The organism is Enterobacter cloacae complex sp. P24RS (genome assembly GCF_014982165.1).
GTDB lineage: Bacteria > Pseudomonadota > Gammaproteobacteria > Enterobacterales > Enterobacteriaceae > Enterobacter > Enterobacter quasihormaechei.
Window position 1 is genome coordinate 164,156 of the sequence record NZ_JADCKU010000007.1, and the last position, 16,053, is coordinate 180,208.

The 16,053-nt window shown below is 55.3% G+C and carries 16 protein-coding genes and 1 tRNA gene; 8 read left to right on the forward strand and 9 right to left on the reverse strand.

Translation table 11 applies throughout. From position 1 onward, the window contains the following. Positions 1–111: 111 nt before the first annotated feature. The 6 genes from tolB (at position 112) to pnuC (ending at position 5,112) form a co-directional block, all read left to right on the forward strand. Positions 112–1,404, forward strand: a complete 1,293-nt coding sequence (gene tolB, locus INF58_RS09905; protein ID WP_063866121.1) for a Tol-Pal system beta propeller repeat protein TolB — start codon at positions 112–114, stop codon at positions 1,402–1,404. Between the two features lie 34 nt (positions 1,405–1,438). Further along, positions 1,439–1,960, forward strand: coding sequence for a peptidoglycan-associated lipoprotein Pal (gene pal / locus INF58_RS09910; protein WP_003858578.1), 522 nt, complete (start codon positions 1,439–1,441; stop codon positions 1,958–1,960). A gap of 9 nt (positions 1,961–1,969) precedes the next feature. Beyond that, the gene (gene cpoB, locus INF58_RS09915; protein ID WP_193527597.1) at positions 1,970–2,758 is read left to right on the forward strand and encodes a cell division protein CpoB; all 789 of its coding nucleotides are present in this window, start codon (positions 1,970–1,972) and stop codon (positions 2,756–2,758) included. A 161-nt stretch (positions 2,759–2,919) separates the two neighbouring features. After that, positions 2,920–2,995: transfer RNA gene (locus INF58_RS09920), tRNA-Lys, on the forward strand. Positions 2,996–3,326: 331 nt separating this feature from the next. Continuing rightward, positions 3,327–4,370, forward strand: coding sequence for a quinolinate synthase NadA (nadA, locus tag INF58_RS09925; RefSeq protein ID WP_193527598.1), 1,044 nt, complete (start codon positions 3,327–3,329; stop codon positions 4,368–4,370). Between the two features lie 22 nt (positions 4,371–4,392). After that, complete coding sequence (gene pnuC, locus INF58_RS09930) at positions 4,393–5,112, forward strand: nicotinamide riboside transporter PnuC (RefSeq protein WP_112792589.1); 720 nt, start codon at positions 4,393–4,395, stop codon at positions 5,110–5,112. Here the strand turns inward: pnuC and zitB are convergent. Next, positions 5,109–6,047: a CDF family zinc transporter ZitB gene (gene zitB, locus INF58_RS09935; protein WP_102751474.1), complete on the reverse strand. Its 939-nt coding sequence runs from the start codon at positions 6,045–6,047 to the stop codon at positions 5,109–5,111. The two genes, pnuC and zitB, sit on opposite strands and share 4 nt — an antisense overlap. 99 nt (positions 6,048–6,146) lie before the next feature. Continuing rightward, positions 6,147–6,506, reverse strand: coding sequence for a protein YbgS (locus tag INF58_RS09940; protein WP_063449330.1), 360 nt, complete (start codon positions 6,504–6,506; stop codon positions 6,147–6,149). Positions 6,507–6,810: 304 nt separating this feature from the next. On the opposite strand from INF58_RS09940, the gene aroG reads away from it, so the two are divergent. After that, positions 6,811–7,863 carry a 3-deoxy-7-phosphoheptulonate synthase AroG gene (gene aroG / locus INF58_RS09945; protein ID WP_193527599.1) on the forward strand — a complete coding sequence of 351 codons (1,053 nt, stop codon included), beginning with the start codon at positions 6,811–6,813 and terminating at the stop codon, positions 7,861–7,863. Between the two features lie 61 nt (positions 7,864–7,924). Here the strand turns inward: aroG and gpmA are convergent, their stop codons facing one another. The 7 genes from gpmA to modE all read right to left on the reverse strand — a co-directional run bounded on the left by gpmA (position 7,925) and on the right by modE (position 15,741). After that, on the reverse strand, positions 7,925–8,677 hold the full coding sequence (gene gpmA, locus INF58_RS09950) for a 2,3-diphosphoglycerate-dependent phosphoglycerate mutase (RefSeq protein WP_006809557.1): 753 nt from the start codon (positions 8,675–8,677) through the stop codon (positions 7,925–7,927). Positions 8,678–8,950: 273 nt separating this feature from the next. Continuing rightward, positions 8,951–9,994: a galactose-1-epimerase gene (galM, locus tag INF58_RS09955; RefSeq protein WP_193527600.1), complete on the reverse strand. Its 1,044-nt coding sequence runs from the start codon at positions 9,992–9,994 to the stop codon at positions 8,951–8,953. After that, positions 9,988–11,136, reverse strand: coding sequence for a galactokinase (gene galK, locus INF58_RS09960; protein ID WP_063449327.1), 1,149 nt, complete (start codon positions 11,134–11,136; stop codon positions 9,988–9,990). Before galK ends, galM begins: the two co-directional genes overlap by 7 nt. A gap of 2 nt (positions 11,137–11,138) precedes the next feature. Then, on the reverse strand, positions 11,139–12,185 hold the full coding sequence (gene galT / locus INF58_RS09965; protein ID WP_193527601.1) for a galactose-1-phosphate uridylyltransferase: 1,047 nt from the start codon (positions 12,183–12,185) through the stop codon (positions 11,139–11,141). 9 nt (positions 12,186–12,194) lie between these two features. Beyond that, positions 12,195–13,211, reverse strand: a complete 1,017-nt coding sequence (gene galE / locus INF58_RS09970; RefSeq protein WP_063449325.1) for a UDP-glucose 4-epimerase GalE — start codon at positions 13,209–13,211, stop codon at positions 12,195–12,197. A gap of 201 nt (positions 13,212–13,412) precedes the next feature. Then, on the reverse strand, positions 13,413–14,885 hold the full coding sequence (gene modF / locus INF58_RS09975; RefSeq protein ID WP_193527602.1) for a molybdate ABC transporter ATP-binding protein ModF: 1,473 nt from the start codon (positions 14,883–14,885) through the stop codon (positions 13,413–13,415). A gap of 67 nt (positions 14,886–14,952) precedes the next feature. Next, positions 14,953–15,741 carry a molybdenum-dependent transcriptional regulator gene (gene modE / locus INF58_RS09980; RefSeq protein WP_193527603.1) on the reverse strand — a complete coding sequence of 263 codons (789 nt, stop codon included), beginning with the start codon at positions 15,739–15,741 and terminating at the stop codon, positions 14,953–14,955. Between the two features lie 127 nt (positions 15,742–15,868). Here modE and INF58_RS09985 point away from each other — a divergent pair, with 127 nt between their 5' ends. Beyond that, positions 15,869–16,021 (forward strand): AcrZ family multidrug efflux pump-associated protein, encoded by a 153-nt coding sequence (locus INF58_RS09985; protein ID WP_193527604.1) that lies wholly within the window; start codon positions 15,869–15,871, stop codon positions 16,019–16,021. Positions 16,022–16,053: the final 32 nt, after the last annotated feature.

Consider the following 16,053-nt stretch of genomic DNA (forward strand, 5'->3'; position numbering starts at 1 on the left):
GTCTGAAAAACAGTCTATGGTCGTAAACAGGATAAGTAGTTTTGTCTATTTGGGTTTGTTAACATTCTGCTAAATTATCGTGGGTAAGGTTACCCAGATAAGGGAGATATGATGAAGCAGGCATTACGTGTAGCAGTTAGTTTTTTAATGCTGTGGGCAGCTGTACTGCACGCAGAAGTACGCATTGAGATCACCCAGGGGGTGGACTCAGCGCGTCCAATCGGCGTCGTTCCGTTCCAGTGGGCAGGCCCGGGCGCTGCGCCTGAAGATATTGGCGGCATTGTGGCAGCTGACCTGCGTAACAGTGGTAAATTTAACCCGTTAGATCGTTCTCGACTGCCGCAGCAGCCGGGTACCGCGCAGGACGTTCAGCCTGCTGCATGGTCTGCGCTGGGGATTGATGCGGTAGTTGTCGGCCAGGTTACCCCTGCACCAGACGGCGGCTATAACGTTGCGTATCAGCTGGTGGATACCGGCGGTGCGCCGGGTACCGTTCTGGCTCAAAACACCTATAAAGTGAACAAGCAGTGGCTGCGTTATGCAGGCCACACGGCGAGTGACGAAGTGTTTGAGAAGCTGACCGGGATTAAAGGTGCGTTCCGTACACGTATCGCGTACGTTGTGCAGACCAACGGCGGCCAGTTCCCTTATGAGCTGCGCGTCTCTGACTACGATGGTTACAACCAGTTCACCGTACACCGTTCTCCGCAGCCGCTGATGTCTCCGGCATGGTCTCCAGACGGCTCCAAGCTGGCGTACGTGACCTTCGAGAGCGGCCGTTCCGCGCTGGTTATCCAGACGCTGTCTAACGGTGCCGTGCGTCAGGTTGCGTCATTCCCGCGTCACAACGGTGCGCCTGCGTTCTCTCCGGACGGGACTAAACTGGCGTTTGCCCTGTCTAAAACCGGTAGCCTGAACCTGTACGTCATGGACATTGGCTCTGGCCAGATCCGCCAGGTAACCGATGGTCGTAGCAACAACACGGAGCCAACCTGGTTCCCGGACAGCCAGAATCTGGCCTTTACGTCTGACCAGGCCGGTCGTCCACAAGTTTATAAAATGAATATCAACGGCGGAGCAGCGCAGCGCATTACCTGGGAAGGTTCTCAGAACCAGGATGCTGACGTCAGTGCCGATGGTAAAACAATGGTAATGGTCAGCACTGCGGGTGGTCAGCAGCACATTGCCAAACAAGATCTGGTAACGGGAGGCGTACAAATACTGTCGTCAACGTTCCTGGATGAAACGCCAAGTCTGGCACCTAACGGCACCATGGTAATCTACAGCTCTTCTCAGGGGATGGGATCCGTGCTGAATCTGGTTTCTACAGATGGGCGTTTCAAAGCGCGTCTTCCGGCAACTGATGGACAGGTAAAATCACCTGCCTGGTCGCCGTATCTGTAATAATAATTAATTGATTACTAAAGGAATCTTAGAAATGCAACTGAACAAAGTGCTGAAGGGGCTGATGATCGCTCTGCCTGTAATGGCAATCGCAGCGTGTTCTTCTAACAAGAACGCAAGCAATGACCAGAGCGGCGAAGGCATGATGGGTGCCGGCACCGGTATGGACGCTAACGGCAATGGCAATATGTCTTCTGAAGAGCAAGCGCGTCTTCAGATGCAGCAGTTACAGCAGAACAACATCGTTTACTTCGATCTGGATAAATACGACATCCGTTCTGACTTCGCTGCAATGCTGGATGCGCACGCAAACTTCCTGCGTAGCAACCCGTCTTACAAAGTCACCGTAGAAGGTCATGCGGACGAACGTGGTACCCCAGAGTACAACATCTCCCTGGGTGAACGTCGTGCAAACGCTGTTAAAATGTACCTCCAGGGTAAAGGCGTTTCTGCTGACCAGATCTCCATCGTTTCTTACGGTAAAGAAAAACCAGCAGTACTGGGTCACGACGAAGCGGCTTACTCCAAAAACCGTCGTGCCGTACTCGTTTACTAAGAGAATTGCATGAGCAGTAACTTCAGACATCATCTGATGAGTCTGTCGTTACTGGTTGGAATAGCGGCCCCCTGGGCCGCTTTTGCTCAGGCACCAATCAGTAGTGTCGGCTCAGGCTCGGTAGAAGACCGGGTCACTCAGCTCGAGCGTATTTCTAACGCTCACAGTCAGCTTTTAACTCAACTCCAGCAGCAACTTTCCGACAACCAGAACGATATCGATTCCCTTCGTGGTCAGATCCAGGAGAGTCAGTATCAGCTTAATCAGGTTGTGGAGCGCCAGAAGCAAATTTTGTCGCAGATGGATAGCCTGAGCAGCGGCGGTGCGGCTGCACAGCCCGCAACAGGCGATCAAAGCGGTGCGGCGACGCCTGCACCAGCGGCCGATGCCTCAGCGTCGTCTGGAGCGCCTGTACAGAGCGGTGACGCGAATACGGACTATAACGCGGCCATTGCCCTGGTGCAGGACAAATCGCGCCAGGACGATGCTATCGTTGCGTTTCAGAACTTCGTGAAGAAGTACCCTGATTCCACTTACCAGCCCAATGCGAACTACTGGCTGGGTCAGTTGAATTACAACAAGGGTAAAAAGGATGATGCGGCGTTTTATTTTGCCTCTGTGGTGAAAAATTACCCGAAATCACCGAAAGCGCCGGATGCGATGTTTAAAGTTGGCGTGATCATGCAGGACAAAGGCGACACGGCTAAAGCCAAAGCGGTTTATCAGCAGGTGGTTGCTAAATTCCCGGGCACCGACGGCGCCAAACAAGCGCAAAAACGTTTAAGTTCGATGGGTTGATTACCGCATGACCAGAAATCGCGTTATTTCTGGTCGTGCAGCATGATTCCTAAGCAGTTAAGTGATCTTCATCGAAATTTTTGTTGCGCAGAATTCTTAAATCAGTAATATATGCCGCCGTTGCCACGGGATATCAAACAACGTGAAAGCAGCGCAAAAGTGGGTCGTTAGCTCAGTTGGTAGAGCAGTTGACTTTTAATCAATTGGTCGCAGGTTCGAATCCTGCACGACCCACCAATTTTAATGTCTTACTCAGATGTTAAACGTTAAGGATAACGTTGCTTTAGCAACGGCCCGAAGGGCGAGGCGAAGCCGAGTCATCCTGCACGACCCACCAATGTAAAAAGGCGCCCTAAAGGCGCCTTTTTGCTATCTGTCGTTCCCCAGTGCTTTGTAGGTCGGGTAAGGCGAAGCCGCCACCCGACAAATGCTGCTGGCACCAATTCCCGATGACATTCCACCTAATATTCGCTATCTTGTTTAGTATATAAAACACCATTGCCGTCATTTTTGCTATCTTCCGCAAAACAAAGGCAATATTGTTAAGCCAGTAAAACGAGAAGCCATAATGAGTGTGATGTTTGATCCCGAAGCCGCAATTTATCCCTTCCCGCCGAAGCCAGCGCCGCTAAACCGGGATGAGAAGCAGTTCTATCGTGAGAAAATTAAGCGCCTTCTTAAAGCGCGTGATGCGGTGATGGTGGCGCATTACTACACTGACCCGGAAATTCAGCAGCTGGCAGAAGAGACGGGCGGCTGTATCTCAGACTCGCTGGAGATGGCGCGTTTCGGCGCTAAACATCCTGCCTCTACGCTTCTCGTTGCGGGCGTTCGTTTTATGGGTGAAACGGCAAAAATCCTCAGCCCGGAAAAAACGATTCTGATGCCGACGCTGAATGCCGAATGCTCCCTCGATCTCGGCTGCCCGATTGATGAGTTCACCGCCTTCTGTGATGCTCACCCTGACCGTACCGTCGTGGTCTACGCCAACACCTCCGCTGCCGTCAAAGCCCGGGCAGACTGGGTAGTGACGTCCAGTATCGCCGTTGAGCTGATTGAACATCTGGACAGCATGGGTGAAAAAATCATCTGGGCGCCCGATCGCCATCTGGGAAACTACGTGCAAAAACAGACCGGTGCGGATGTGCTGTGCTGGCAGGGTGCCTGTATCGTCCACGATGAGTTCAAGACCCAGGCGCTGACCCGGATGAAAGCCTTATACCCGCAGGCCGCGATTCTGGTGCACCCGGAATCCCCGCAGTCGATCGTCGAGATGGCGGACGCCGTCGGCTCAACCAGCCAGTTAATTAACGCGGCAAAAACGCTGCCACACAAGCAGCTCATCGTGGCGACCGATCGCGGTATCTTCTACAAAATGCAGCAGGCCGTGCCGGAAAAAGAGCTGCTTGAAGCGCCAACCGCCGGAGAAGGGGCGACCTGCCGTAGCTGCGCGCACTGCCCGTGGATGGCGATGAATGGCCTCAAAGCCATTGCGGAGGGGCTGGAGAACGGTGGCGCTGCGCATGAGATCCACGTGGATGCTGCCCTGCGTGAAGGCGCGTTAATTCCGCTTAACCGCATGCTGGATTTTGCGGCTACACTACGTACTTAACTTATTACGCCCCGGAGAAAAAATGGATTTTTTTAGTACACAGAACATCCTGGTTCACATCCCCATCGGTGCGGGCGGCTATGACCTGTCGTGGATTGAAGCGGTAGGTACGCTGGCCGGTTTACTCTGTATCTGGCTGGCTAGCCTTGAGAAGATCAGCAACTATGCGTTCGGGCTGATTAACGTTACGCTGTTTGCGATCATCTTCTTCCAGATCCAGCTCTACGCCAGCCTGCTTCTACAGCTGTTCTTCTTCGCGGCCAACATCTACGGCTGGTATGCCTGGTCGCGGCAAAACAGCCAGCAGGAGGCGGAGCTGCAAATCCGCTGGCTGCCGTTGCCAAAAGCCCTCGCCTGGCTCGCGGCCTGCGTGGTGGCTATCGGCCTGATGACCGTCTTTATCGATCCGGTATTTGCCTTCCTGACGCGCGTGGCGGTCTCGGTGATGTCGGGGCTGGGATTGAATGTCACCCTGCCACAGCTTCAGCCGGATGCCTTCCCGTTCTGGGATTCCTGCATGATGGTACTGTCGATTGCGGCGATGATCCTGATGACGCGTAAATACGTTGAGAACTGGCTGTTGTGGGTGGTGATTAACGTGATTAGCGTGGTGATTTTTGCCCTTCAGGGCGTTTATGCCATGTCGCTGGAGTACATGCTGCTGACCTTCATTGCTCTCAACGGCAGCCGCATGTGGATTAACAGCGCGCGTGAGCGTGGCTCTCGCGCGCTTTCCCGTTAATGGTGATGTGCGTGTGAGTGGCCGGACTGCGCCTCGTTAAGGTGGCAGTCTGGCCCGCTGCAAGGCTGGTACTCCATCTGGATAGTGGAGTGCGCAATCTCATAGTGATGCTCAAGGAAATGCTGAATACGTTCAAGGAGCGCGTCGTGATCGTGGGGCGGAACAACCTGAACGTGCAGCGTCATAAGCGGTTTTTCGCCAACCAGCCAGACGTGAACGTGATGGACGTTACGAACCTCAGGAATGGAGCGACTCAGGTTGCGCTTCAGTTCGCCAATATCCAGTGACGTGGGCGCGCCTTCCAGCAGCTCATTTACGCTCTCCTTCAACAGCCGCCAGGCGCTGCGCAATACCAGGCACGATACCAGCACGGAAAGAATCGGGTCGATAGGGGTCCAGCCCGTGCCCATAATGATCAGCGCGGCCACAATCGCACCAACAGAACCCAGCAAATCACCGAGCACGTGAAGCGCCGCGGCCCGCACGTTCAGATTTTTTTCGCTGCTGCCGCGGTGCAATATCCAGAACGCCAGAATATTGGCAACCAGGCCGGCAATGGCAATCACCATCATCGTTGTCCCGGCTACCGGTTGAGGATGCCGAAAGCGCTGAAAAGCCTCCCAGACGATGAGTATGGTAATCACCACTAAGGCAATCGCATTCACAAAGGCGGCAAGCGTGGTCAGCCTGAGCCAGCCAAACGTGTGGCGAGCATTGGGCGGGCGGCGGGCAAACTGCACGGCCAGCAGCGCGAAGAGCAGCGCCGCGGCATCGGTAAGCATGTGTCCGGCATCGGCCAGCAGCGCCAGCGAGCCGGAAATAAGACCACCGATGACCTCAATAACCATAAACGTGGCGGTGACCGCAAATGCCAGCAGAAGCCGTTTGGCGTTTTCATCGCCGGAAGAGGGAGAATGGGAGTGGGAATGCGCCATGATATCTTTCCTGATTTATTATTATTTTTAGTGTAGCGTTTTTAAGTGCTTAAATAAAAAAGGAGAGCATGCGCTCTCCTTATTTCTTCTTAGACAGGCTTACTGGGTGGTGCCGTCCGTTTTGGTATTGGCATCGCTACCCACTTTGTCATTGGGGTCCGGACATTTACCGTCTTTACACATCGAGTTTTTATGAACCTCATCGTTGGTCATGCCGTCGTGGTTCATGGTGCCGGTATTCGTACCGCCGGTGTTAGTATTGCCCGTGTTGATATTGCTGTTATCAACATTATTTGGCGCAATATTCTGTTTTGCATCCGGCGCAACCTGGCCTGCTTCGGCAGCAGCATTCGCGTCACCGTTGCTGCCGGATGAACCTGCATCGGCTGCCAGCACGCTGCCGCTTGCCAGGGTAAGGGTTGCCGTCAGGAAAAGCGTAGTCAGTTTCGTCATTTTCATCATGGTGCTCCTGTTCTTATCGTTACGCTGGATAACATTCTCCAACAGTGCATCTTGTTCAGTGGCGAAAGATCCCGGATTTCTGCGTGAGGGCAGAATGGAATCGCGTATAAATATTTAAATTCAGCTGTTACAAATAAAAAGTTTAGGCCAGATCTCATTTTTCGCTATTTTGTGGTGAATTTTAGGCGAATTCCAGGAATTATCTGCGTGAAGTGTAAAAGCCCGTTTACACTTCAAGGCCGACAAGTTAGATTGAAAGCATTGCTTTCATTACTAAAGATATGGCAGAGCCGGAAAGAAGATGAATTATCAGAACGACGATTTACGTATTAAAGAGATCAATGAGTTATTACCTCCCGTAGCGCTCCTTGAAAAATTCCCCGCCACTGAAAATGCCGCCAACACGGTGTCTCATGCCCGCAAGGCGATCCACAAGATCCTCAAAGGTAGCGACGATCGTCTTCTGGTGGTGATCGGGCCGTGCTCTATTCACGATCCTGCTGCGGCCAAAGAGTATGCGTCACGACTGCTCACCCTGCGTGAAGAGCTGAAGGACGAACTGGAAATTGTGATGCGCGTCTATTTCGAAAAACCGCGTACCACCGTGGGCTGGAAAGGGCTGATCAACGATCCGCACATGGACAACAGCTTCCAGATCAACGATGGCCTGCGCATTGCGCGTAAGCTGCTGCTGGAAATTAACGACAGCGGGCTGCCGGCGGCGGGAGAATTCCTGGATATGATCACGCCGCAGTATCTGGCTGACCTGATGAGCTGGGGCGCCATCGGCGCGCGCACCACGGAATCTCAGGTTCACCGCGAGCTGGCGTCTGGTCTCTCATGCCCGGTCGGCTTCAAAAACGGCACGGATGGCACCATCAAGGTCGCGATTGATGCCATCAATGCGGCTGGCGCGCCGCACTGCTTCCTGTCGGTGACCAAGTGGGGCCACTCGGCTATCGTGAATACCAGCGGTAACGGCGACTGCCATATCATTCTGCGCGGCGGTAAAGAGCCTAACTACAGCGCAAAACACGTGGCGGAAGTGAAGGCGGGTCTGGAGAAAGCGGGACTGGCGCCGCAGGTGATGATCGATTTCAGCCATGCGAACTCCAGCAAACAGTTCAAAAAGCAGATGGAAGTCGGGGCAGATGTTTGTCAGCAAATCGCCAACGGTGAACGCGCGGTGATTGGGGTGATGATCGAGAGCCATCTGGTGGAAGGCAACCAGAATCTTGAGGGCAGCGAACCGCTGGTCTACGGTAAGAGCGTGACGGATGCCTGCATTGGCTGGGAAGATACCGATACGATCCTGCGCCAGCTGGCGGATGCGGTAAAAGCGCGTCGCGGCTAAGTCTGTCGCGGGCAATAAAAAAGCGTGGATTGCTCCACGCTTTTTTTATGTCCGGCGAAAATTATTTCGCTTTACCCTGGTTCGCCACTGCCGCCGCTTTTGCAGCGATTTCGTCGGCGTTACCCAGATAGTAATGTTTAACAGGTTTGAAGTTCTCGTCGAACTCGTACACCAGCGGTACGCCGGTAGGGATGTTCAGCTCGAGGATCTCATCTTCACCCATGTTGTCCAGGTATTTCACCAGCGCGCGCAGGGAGTTACCGTGAGCAGCGATAATAACGCGCTCGCCGCTTTTCAGGCGCGGCAGAATGGTTTCGTTCCAGTAAGGCACCACGCGGTCGATGGTCAGCGCCAGGCTTTCGGTCTGTGGCAGTTCAGCCTCAGTCAGCTTCGCGTAGCGCGGATCGTGACCCGGGTAGCGCTCGTCATCTTTGCTCAGCTCTGGAGGCGTTACCGCGAAACCGCGACGCCACTGCTTAACCTGCTCGTCACCGTATTTCTCTGCGGTTTCCGCTTTGTTCAGACCTTGCAGCGCACCGTAGTGACGCTCGTTCAGTTTCCAGGATTTCTCAACCGGCAGCCAGGCCTGATCCAGCTCGTCCAGAACGTTCCACAGGGTATGGATGGCACGTTTCAGCACAGAGGTGTAAGCAAAGTCAAAGGTGAAGCCTTCTTCTTTCAGCAGTTTACCTGCCGCTTTTGCTTCGCTCACGCCTTTCTCGGACAGATCAACGTCATACCAGCCGGTGAAGCGGTTTTCATTGTTCCACTGGCTTTCGCCGTGGCGCACCAGGACAAGCTTAGTATTAGCCATTTCTTACTCCTCAAGCATTTTGAATGATAACAATTCTCATTATATTGCCGTGACTGTGCCAGCAGCAACGCTTAACCCTAACCATAGCGAAAATAGTTGGAGAGTGTAAGATGCATGTGAATCCAGGGTTATGATTTTGTCTGCGATCGCCGCTATTTTCAGCAAGCGGAGATAAAAAAGCCCTCGCGGTGAGGGCCTGGCTTTTTTGCCGGACGGCGCTTCGCTTATCCGGCCTGCATTCATAGGCCCGTGCAGGCGCAGCGCCGCCGGGCGTTAAGCGCGCGGAATGAAATGATACTCGGTGACGCTCGTGTACTCTTCACCCGGACGCAGTACGCAGTCCGGCTGCGGCCATTCTGGATGGTTAGGGCTGTCCGGCAGGAATTCGCTCTCCAGCGCCAGACCTTGCCAGGCGGCGTAGTCGTTATGTTCACGCGCCGTGGTGCCCTCCAGGTAGTTGCCGGAGTAGAACTGAAGGGCAGGGGCGGTGGTGTAGACCGTCATCTGTAACTTCTCATCCGCGGACCAGACCTGTGCGGCAGGTTGAGAAAGATCGCCTTTCGCCTGCAACAGGAAAGCGTGGTCGTAGCCTTTCACCTTGCGCTGATCGTCATTACTCAGAAAATCCTGGGCGATGGTTTTCGGCTGACGGAAATCAAAGCTATTGCCGCTTACCGGTTTCAGCCCCTGGTACGGGATACCCATCTCATCGACCGGCAGATACGCGTCCGCCAGGATCTGGAGTTTGTGGTTACGGACATCGGTCTGGTTGCCGTCAAGGTTGAAGTAAGCGTGGTTAGTCAGGTTAACCGGGCACGGCTTGTCGACCGTCGCGCGGTACTCAATAGCGATGCGATTATCCCCGGTCAGGGTGAAGCGCGCGGTTGCGGTCAGATTGCCCGGGAAGCCCTGGTCACCGTCGAGGGAGTCCAGAGAGAACCAGACCTCACCGTCATTTTGCTGCACAATCTTCCAGCGGCGTTTATCAAACCCTTCCGGACCGCCGTGCAGCTGATTTTCACCCTGGCTTGAAAGCAGGGAATATTCTACGCCGTCCAGCTCAAACCGGCTTCTGGCGATGCGGTTGGCGTAGCGGCCTATGGACGCGCCAAGAAAAGCGTTTTGCTCAATATACTGCTCGGGGGATGCGCAGCCGAGCAGGGTTTCGCGCACGCTGCCGTCAGGCATGGGGACGCGGGCAGAAAGTAGGGTTGCGCCCCAGTCCATCAGCGTAACCACCATCCCGGCGCTGTTGCGCAGGGTTAACAGGCGATACGGCAGACCATCCGGTGCGAGTGTAGGTATTTCGTTTAGCACTGTCCGGCTCCTTGTGATGCTTTGCAGACATAGAAAGTTTCTTTGATGCCCGTTTTGGCTTCGTACTGTTTCGCCACGGCGTCCTGAACGGCAGGGACCAGCTCTTCCGGCACCAGGGCGACGACGCAGCCGCCAAACCCACCGCCGGTCATACGCACGCCGCCTTTGTCGCCAATCGTGGCTTTTACAATTTCAACCAGGGTGTCGATTTGCGGCACGGTGATTTCGAAATCGTCGCGCATGGAGGCATGCGATTCTGCCATCAGTTCGCCCATGCGCTTCAGGTCACCTTTCGCCAGCGCGGAGGCGGCTTCTACGGTACGGGCATTTTCCGTCAGCACGTGACGCACGCGCTTCGTTACGACCGGATCCAGCTCGTGGGCAACCTTGTTAAATTCATCGAGAGAAACATCACGCAGGGCCGGCTGCTGGAAGAAGCGCGCGCCGGTTTCACACTGCTCGCGGCGGGTGTTGTACTCGCTGCCCACCAGGGTGCGTTTGAAGTTACTGTTGATGATCACCACCGCCGCACCTTTTGGCAGCGGAACCGCTTTGGTGCCGAGCGAGCGGCAGTCAATCAGCAACGCATGCTCTTTCTTGCCCAGCGCGGAAATAAGCTGATCCATAATGCCGCAGTTGCAGCCCACGAACTGGTTTTCCGCTTCCTGACCGTTGAGGGCGATCTGCGCGCCGTCCAGCGGCAGATGATAAAGCTGCTGGAAGACGGTGCCGACCGCCACTTCCAGCGATGCAGAAGAGCTTAATCCTGCTCCCTGCGGCACGTTGCCGCTGATAACCAGATCGGCCCCGCCGAAATCCTTGTTACGCTTCAGAAGATGCTTCACCACGCCGCGCACATAGTTCGACCACTGCTGGCTGTCGTGGGTCACGATCGGCGCGTCGAGGGAAAATTCGTCCATTTCGTTGCCGTAATCCGCGGCGATCACCCGCACCATACGATCTGAACGTTTCGCGCAGCCGATCACCGTCTGGTAGTCAATGGCACAGGGCAGCACAAAACCGTCGTTATAGTCGGTGTGCTCGCCAATTAAATTAACGCGGCCTGGCGCCTGAATAACGTGGGTGGCAGGGTAGCCAAATTTTTCAGCAAACAGGGATTGTGTTTTATCTTTCAGATTCATTTTTAGACTCCTGATTCGCGGTAATGGACGTCGCTAACGGCACGCAGACGTTCTGCCGCCTGTTCCGCCGTCAGGTCGCGCTGGGTTTCCGCCAGCATTTCATAGCCCACCATGAATTTACGTACCGTTGCTGAGCGCAGCAGCGGCGGGTAGAAATGCGCATGCAACTGCCAGTGTTGATTCTGTTCGCCGTTAAACGGCGCGCCGTGCCAGCCCATGGAGTAAGGGAAGGAGCACTGGAAGAGGTTATCGTAACGGCTGGTCAGTTTTTTCAGCGCCAGGGCAAGGTCGTCTTTCTGCGCGTCGCTGAGGTCGGTAATGCGCTGGACGTGGGCTTTTGGCAGCAGCAGCGTTTCAAACGGCCACGCCGCCCAGTACGGCACCACGGCAAGCCAGTGCTCGGTTTCCACCACGGTGCGGCTGCCGTCCGCCAGCTCACGCTGGGTGTAATTCACCAGCATCGGCGACCCGTTCTCTGCGAAATAGGCTTTTTGCAGCCGGTCTTCACGTTCGGCTTCGTTCGGCAGGAAGCTGTTCGCCCAGATCTGGCCGTGCGGGTGCGGGTTAGAGCAGCCCATCGCCGCGCCTTTGTTTTCAAACACCTGCACCCACGGATAGGTCTGGCCCAGCTCCGCCGTTTGCGCCTGCCAGGTGCTGACAACCTCTTTCAGCGCCTCAACGCTCATCTCCGGCAGCGTTTTGCTGTGGTCGGGAGAGAAGCAGATCACGCGGCTGGTGCCGCGGGCGCTTTCGCAGCGCATCAGCGGGTCGTGATTTTCCGGCGCGTCCGGCGTGTCGGTCATCAGCGCCGCGAAATCGTTTGTGAAAACGAAGGTGCCCTTGTAGTCCGGGTTTTTATCGCCCGTCACGCGCGTGTTGCCCGGACAGAGGAAGCAGTCCGGATCGTGCTGTGGCAGCGTCTGTTTTGCAGGCGTCTCTTGCGCCCCCTGCCAGGGGCGCTTGGCGCGATGCGGTGAAACTAAAATCCATTGCCCGCTGAGCGGGTTAAAACGACGATGCGGGTGATCGACGGGATTAAATTGCGTCATGACAAATCCTTAATCCGGATAGCCCTGCGGATGGCGTGACTGCCAGTGCCAGGTATCCTGTGCCATTTCATCGAGCGTGCGGGTGACACGCCAGTTAAGCTCTTTATCCGCTTTGGAGGCATCGGCCCAGTAAGCCGGAAGATCGCCATCGCGGCGCGGCGCGAAGTGGTAGTTCACCGGCTTGCCGCAGGCTTTGCTGAAGGCATTCACCACATCCAGCACGCTGCTGCCGACGCCGGCGCCGAGGTTGTAAATATGCACGCCCGGTTTATCTGCCAGCTGCTGCATCGCCGCCACGTGGCCGTCGGCCAGATCCATCACGTGAATGTAATCGCGCACGCCGGTGCCGTCTTCGGTGGGATAATCGTTACCAAAAATCGCCAGTGAGTCGCGACGCCCCACGGCCACCTGCGCGATATACGGCATCAGGTTATTAGGAATGCCCTGCGGATCTTCGCCCATGTCGCCTGACGGATGCGCGCCAACCGGGTTGAAGTAGCGCAGCAGCGCAATGCTCCACTCAGGCTGGGCTTTTTGCAGGTCGGTCAGGATCTGCTCCACCATCAGCTTGCTTTTGCCATACGGGCTTTGCGGCGTACCGGTCGGGAAGCTTTCAACGTAAGGAATTTTTGGCTGGTCGCCGTAGACGGTCGCGGAGGAGCTGAAGATAAAGTTTTTCACGTTTGCCGCACGCATGGCGGAGATCAGACGCAGGGTACCGTTGACGTTGTTGTCGTAGTACTCAAGCGGTTTTGCTACCGATTCGCCCACCGCTTTCAGGCCTGCGAAGTGGATAACGGTTTCAATCGCGTGATCGTGAAGGATTTCAGTCATCAATGCTTCATTGCGAATATCGCCTTCCACGAAAGTCGGCTGTTTTCCCGCAAGGCGTTCAATGACCGGCAGCACGCTGCGCTTACTGTTGCACAGGTTATCAAGAATGACGACGTCGTGACCGCTTTGCAGCAGTTGCACACAGGTATGACTACCTATGTAACCGCTACCACCTGTTACCAGAACTCGCATATTTCGCTCCATTAGGCTTATGGTATGAATTAACCATAGCATATCAGAGACGCGAAAAGTGTGACATGGGATAAAATAGTGGTATCGTTTACACAGGATTTCACACGCGCTTTTTCACAGACTTCGTGCATTTTAGATCAAAGAGATAGAGAAGTATTGTTGCGGGTTGTCTGAAAAGCGGAGGGCGGCGCCCTCCACGGGTTAATCGATTTTGCTCAGCAGGTAGCGGTAATGCTCGCCGTCAGGCACAAATTCCAGCCGATGGGTCATGCAGGACGGGGCGTCTTCAGCATGGTGGGAGACAAACAGCAACTGGGTTTCACCTTCGCTAATCAGTACATCCACAAAGCGGCGGATCAGCTGTCGGTTAAGCGGATCCAGTCCCTGCAACGGTTCGTCCAGGATCAGCAACGTAGGGTGTTTGACCAGCGCGCGGACGATCAATGCCAGCCGCTGCTGCCCCCACGACAGGCTGTGGAAGGGCGCATCGGCTACCCGATGATCCATGCCCAGAATATCCAGCCACTCCTGCGCCAGCTTGTGCTGCTTGTCCGATACCGCCTGATAAATACCGATAGAATCAAAGAAGCCGGACAGGATCACGTTGCGCACCGTGGTGCTCACGCGGTAGTCCAGATGCAGGCTGCTGCTGACATAGCCGATATGCTTTTTGATATCCCAGATGGTTTCCCCGCTGCCGCGGCGACGACCGAAGAGGGTCAGATCGTTGCTGTATCCCTGCGGATGATCCCCGGTGATCAGGCTCAGCAGCGTGGATTTACCCGCCCCGTTGGGGCCGACGATCTGCCAGTGCTCACCGGGATTAACCGTCCAGCTGAGGTGATTAAGAACAGGGCGATCGTCGTAGGCAACCACGCCATCGCGCAGCACGATGCGCGGCTGATCGGGATCAAGCCCGTGTCGCGCCGATGGCGCATCCGGCTCCGGCAGGGCGATACCGTCCAGCTTTTCGCTGTGCGCCAGCTGCGCAATCAGCGCCTGCCGGAGCAGTCCGGCTTTCTCGCCGGTTTCGGTCAGGCTACAGTCAGCCAGCACGCCCGCATAATGGACAAAATCAGGGATCTCATCAAAGCGGTTAAGGACCAGCACAAGCGTGTATCCCTGCTGGTTAAGCGTTGCCAGCAACGCGGCCAGCTGCGCGCGGGATTGCACATCCAGCCCGTCAAACGGTTCATCCAGAATCAGGAGTTCCGGCTCGCTCATCAGCGCCTGGCAAAGTAGCGTTTTGCGCGTCTCGCCGGTAGAAAGGTATTTGAAACGGCGGTTAAGCAGGGCGGTAATGCCAAATTGCTCCGCCAGCTGCTGGCAGCGGACAGGGTCTTTGATTTCATCCTGGATAATCTCCGCCGTCGTGCGGCCGGTATCTTCTTCACCGGGGCTGAGCAAATCAGTATTGTTACGCTGCCACTCATCGCTGACCAGCTTTTGCAGCTGTTCGAAGGAAAGGCGCGTCAGCCGGGTAAACGTGCACCGACGCTCACCCTCCAGCTGGGTTAATTCACCCGCCAGGGCGCGGGCCAGCGCCGATTTTCCGCTGCCGTTCGTGCCCACAAACGCCCAGCTTTCTCCGGCGCGCAAGGTTAACTCTGGCAGCGATAAGGTACGGGTATCGCTAAGACGAAACGTGCCTTGCGAAATATGCAATGATGACATGTGTTATCCCATTTTTTGCAGCAACAGATGTCAGGGATACCCAGAGTCGTCAGGGTTGTCAATGCGCTTAGCATAATGTGGCGATAATTACCCGGTCAGCATTGAAATATGCGGTCACCACAGCACCTTCGACTAATTCAGCCGCGTCGTTCACCGGAACGGTGGCGCAGAGCGACTGTCCATCCGGCAGGGTCATCAGCACTTCACACTGTTCTGCGCCGCGTTCAATGTGGCTGATTTCACCGCGTAGCTGGTTGTCGGCCTCTGCGGCCTGCTCAGGGTTCAGCGCGATGCCGATCCAGGGCGCTTTAAGTAATACCAGCACCTTCTGACCTTCATTCAGCCCGAGGCGCTGACCGCTTTGCGCGGTGATGGCGGCTTTAAGGCGCGTCGTACCGTCCGCGAGCAGGATCTCAATATGCTCCTGCACCTGCGAATGGTCGCGTCCCGTCACCGTACCAAACCACTGATTGCGGGCGCTGGTCTGTAATGAGAAACGGGAGATGGCGCCCAGCAGGCTGTCCAGCGGCAGATTGTCGTCATCGCTCAACACATCAAAGGCTTTTTGCTGGATCTGCGCCAGTAAATCGTAGAGCTGGATCAGACGTTGCCCGTAACGCGTCAACACGGCGCCGCCGCCGCCTTTTCCGCCTGTGGCGCGGTCAACCAGCGTTTGTTCGCTCAGGGTGTTCATGTCGTTAATCGCATCCCAGGCGCTTTTATAGCTGATACCGGCGTTTTTGGCGCCCTGGCTAATCGAGCCAGTTTGTTCTATTTGTTTTAACAGGGCGATGCGTCGCGGATCGGCGAAAAGCTTCTGCTGAAGGCGTAGGGTGAGGAGAATTTCAGCCTGCATAACGGTGTCCCGGCAAAAAGGCTATTGTGACCCAAATGCCCTGATGCGAAAAGCGCACCGCACAAAAGGGGATGTTTTTCTTACTTTTCAGGGTAGAATAAGCCGTTCACAAGATCTGGAGAAAACCATGTTAGAGTTGTTGAAAAGTCTGGTATTCGCGGTAATCATGGTGCCAGTAGTGATGGCTATCATCCTCGGTGCCATCTACGGCCTGGGTGAAGTGTTCAACGTCTTTTCGAACATTGGTCATGGTCGTGACCAGCCTAAAAAGCAGCAATGATTTCCTCCAAAACGCCCGGTCAGTCCGGGCGT

Bases quoted from the DNA above. Each gene is read 5' to 3' on its own strand.
- tolB (WP_063866121.1), top strand. From the start codon at position 112: ATGAAGCAGGCATTACGTGTAGCAGTTAGTTTTTTAATGCTGTGGGCA.
- pal (WP_003858578.1), top strand. From the start codon at position 1,439: ATGCAACTGAACAAAGTGCTGAAGGGGCTGATGATCGCTCTGCCTGTA.
- cpoB (WP_193527597.1), top strand. From the start codon at position 1,970: ATGAGCAGTAACTTCAGACATCATCTGATGAGTCTGTCGTTACTGGTT.
- nadA (WP_193527598.1), top strand. From the start codon at position 3,327: ATGAGTGTGATGTTTGATCCCGAAGCCGCAATTTATCCCTTCCCGCCG.
- pnuC (WP_112792589.1), top strand. From the start codon at position 4,393: ATGGATTTTTTTAGTACACAGAACATCCTGGTTCACATCCCCATCGGT.
- zitB (WP_102751474.1), bottom strand. From the start codon at position 6,047: ATGGCGCATTCCCACTCCCATTCTCCCTCTTCCGGCGATGAAAACGCC.
- INF58_RS09940 (WP_063449330.1), bottom strand. From the start codon at position 6,506: ATGAAAATGACGAAACTGACTACGCTTTTCCTGACGGCAACCCTTACC.
- aroG (WP_193527599.1), top strand. From the start codon at position 6,811: ATGAATTATCAGAACGACGATTTACGTATTAAAGAGATCAATGAGTTA.
- gpmA (WP_006809557.1), bottom strand. From the start codon at position 8,677: ATGGCTAATACTAAGCTTGTCCTGGTGCGCCACGGCGAAAGCCAGTGG.
- galK (WP_063449327.1), bottom strand. From the start codon at position 11,136: ATGAATCTGAAAGATAAAACACAATCCCTGTTTGCTGAAAAATTTGGC.
- galT (WP_193527601.1), bottom strand. From the start codon at position 12,185: ATGACGCAATTTAATCCCGTCGATCACCCGCATCGTCGTTTTAACCCG.
- galE (WP_063449325.1), bottom strand. From the start codon at position 13,211: ATGCGAGTTCTGGTAACAGGTGGTAGCGGTTACATAGGTAGTCATACC.
- modF (WP_193527602.1), bottom strand. From the start codon at position 14,885: ATGTCATCATTGCATATTTCGCAAGGCACGTTTCGTCTTAGCGATACC.
- modE (WP_193527603.1), bottom strand. From the start codon at position 15,741: ATGCAGGCTGAAATTCTCCTCACCCTACGCCTTCAGCAGAAGCTTTTC.
- INF58_RS09985 (WP_193527604.1), top strand. From the start codon at position 15,869: ATGTTAGAGTTGTTGAAAAGTCTGGTATTCGCGGTAATCATGGTGCCA.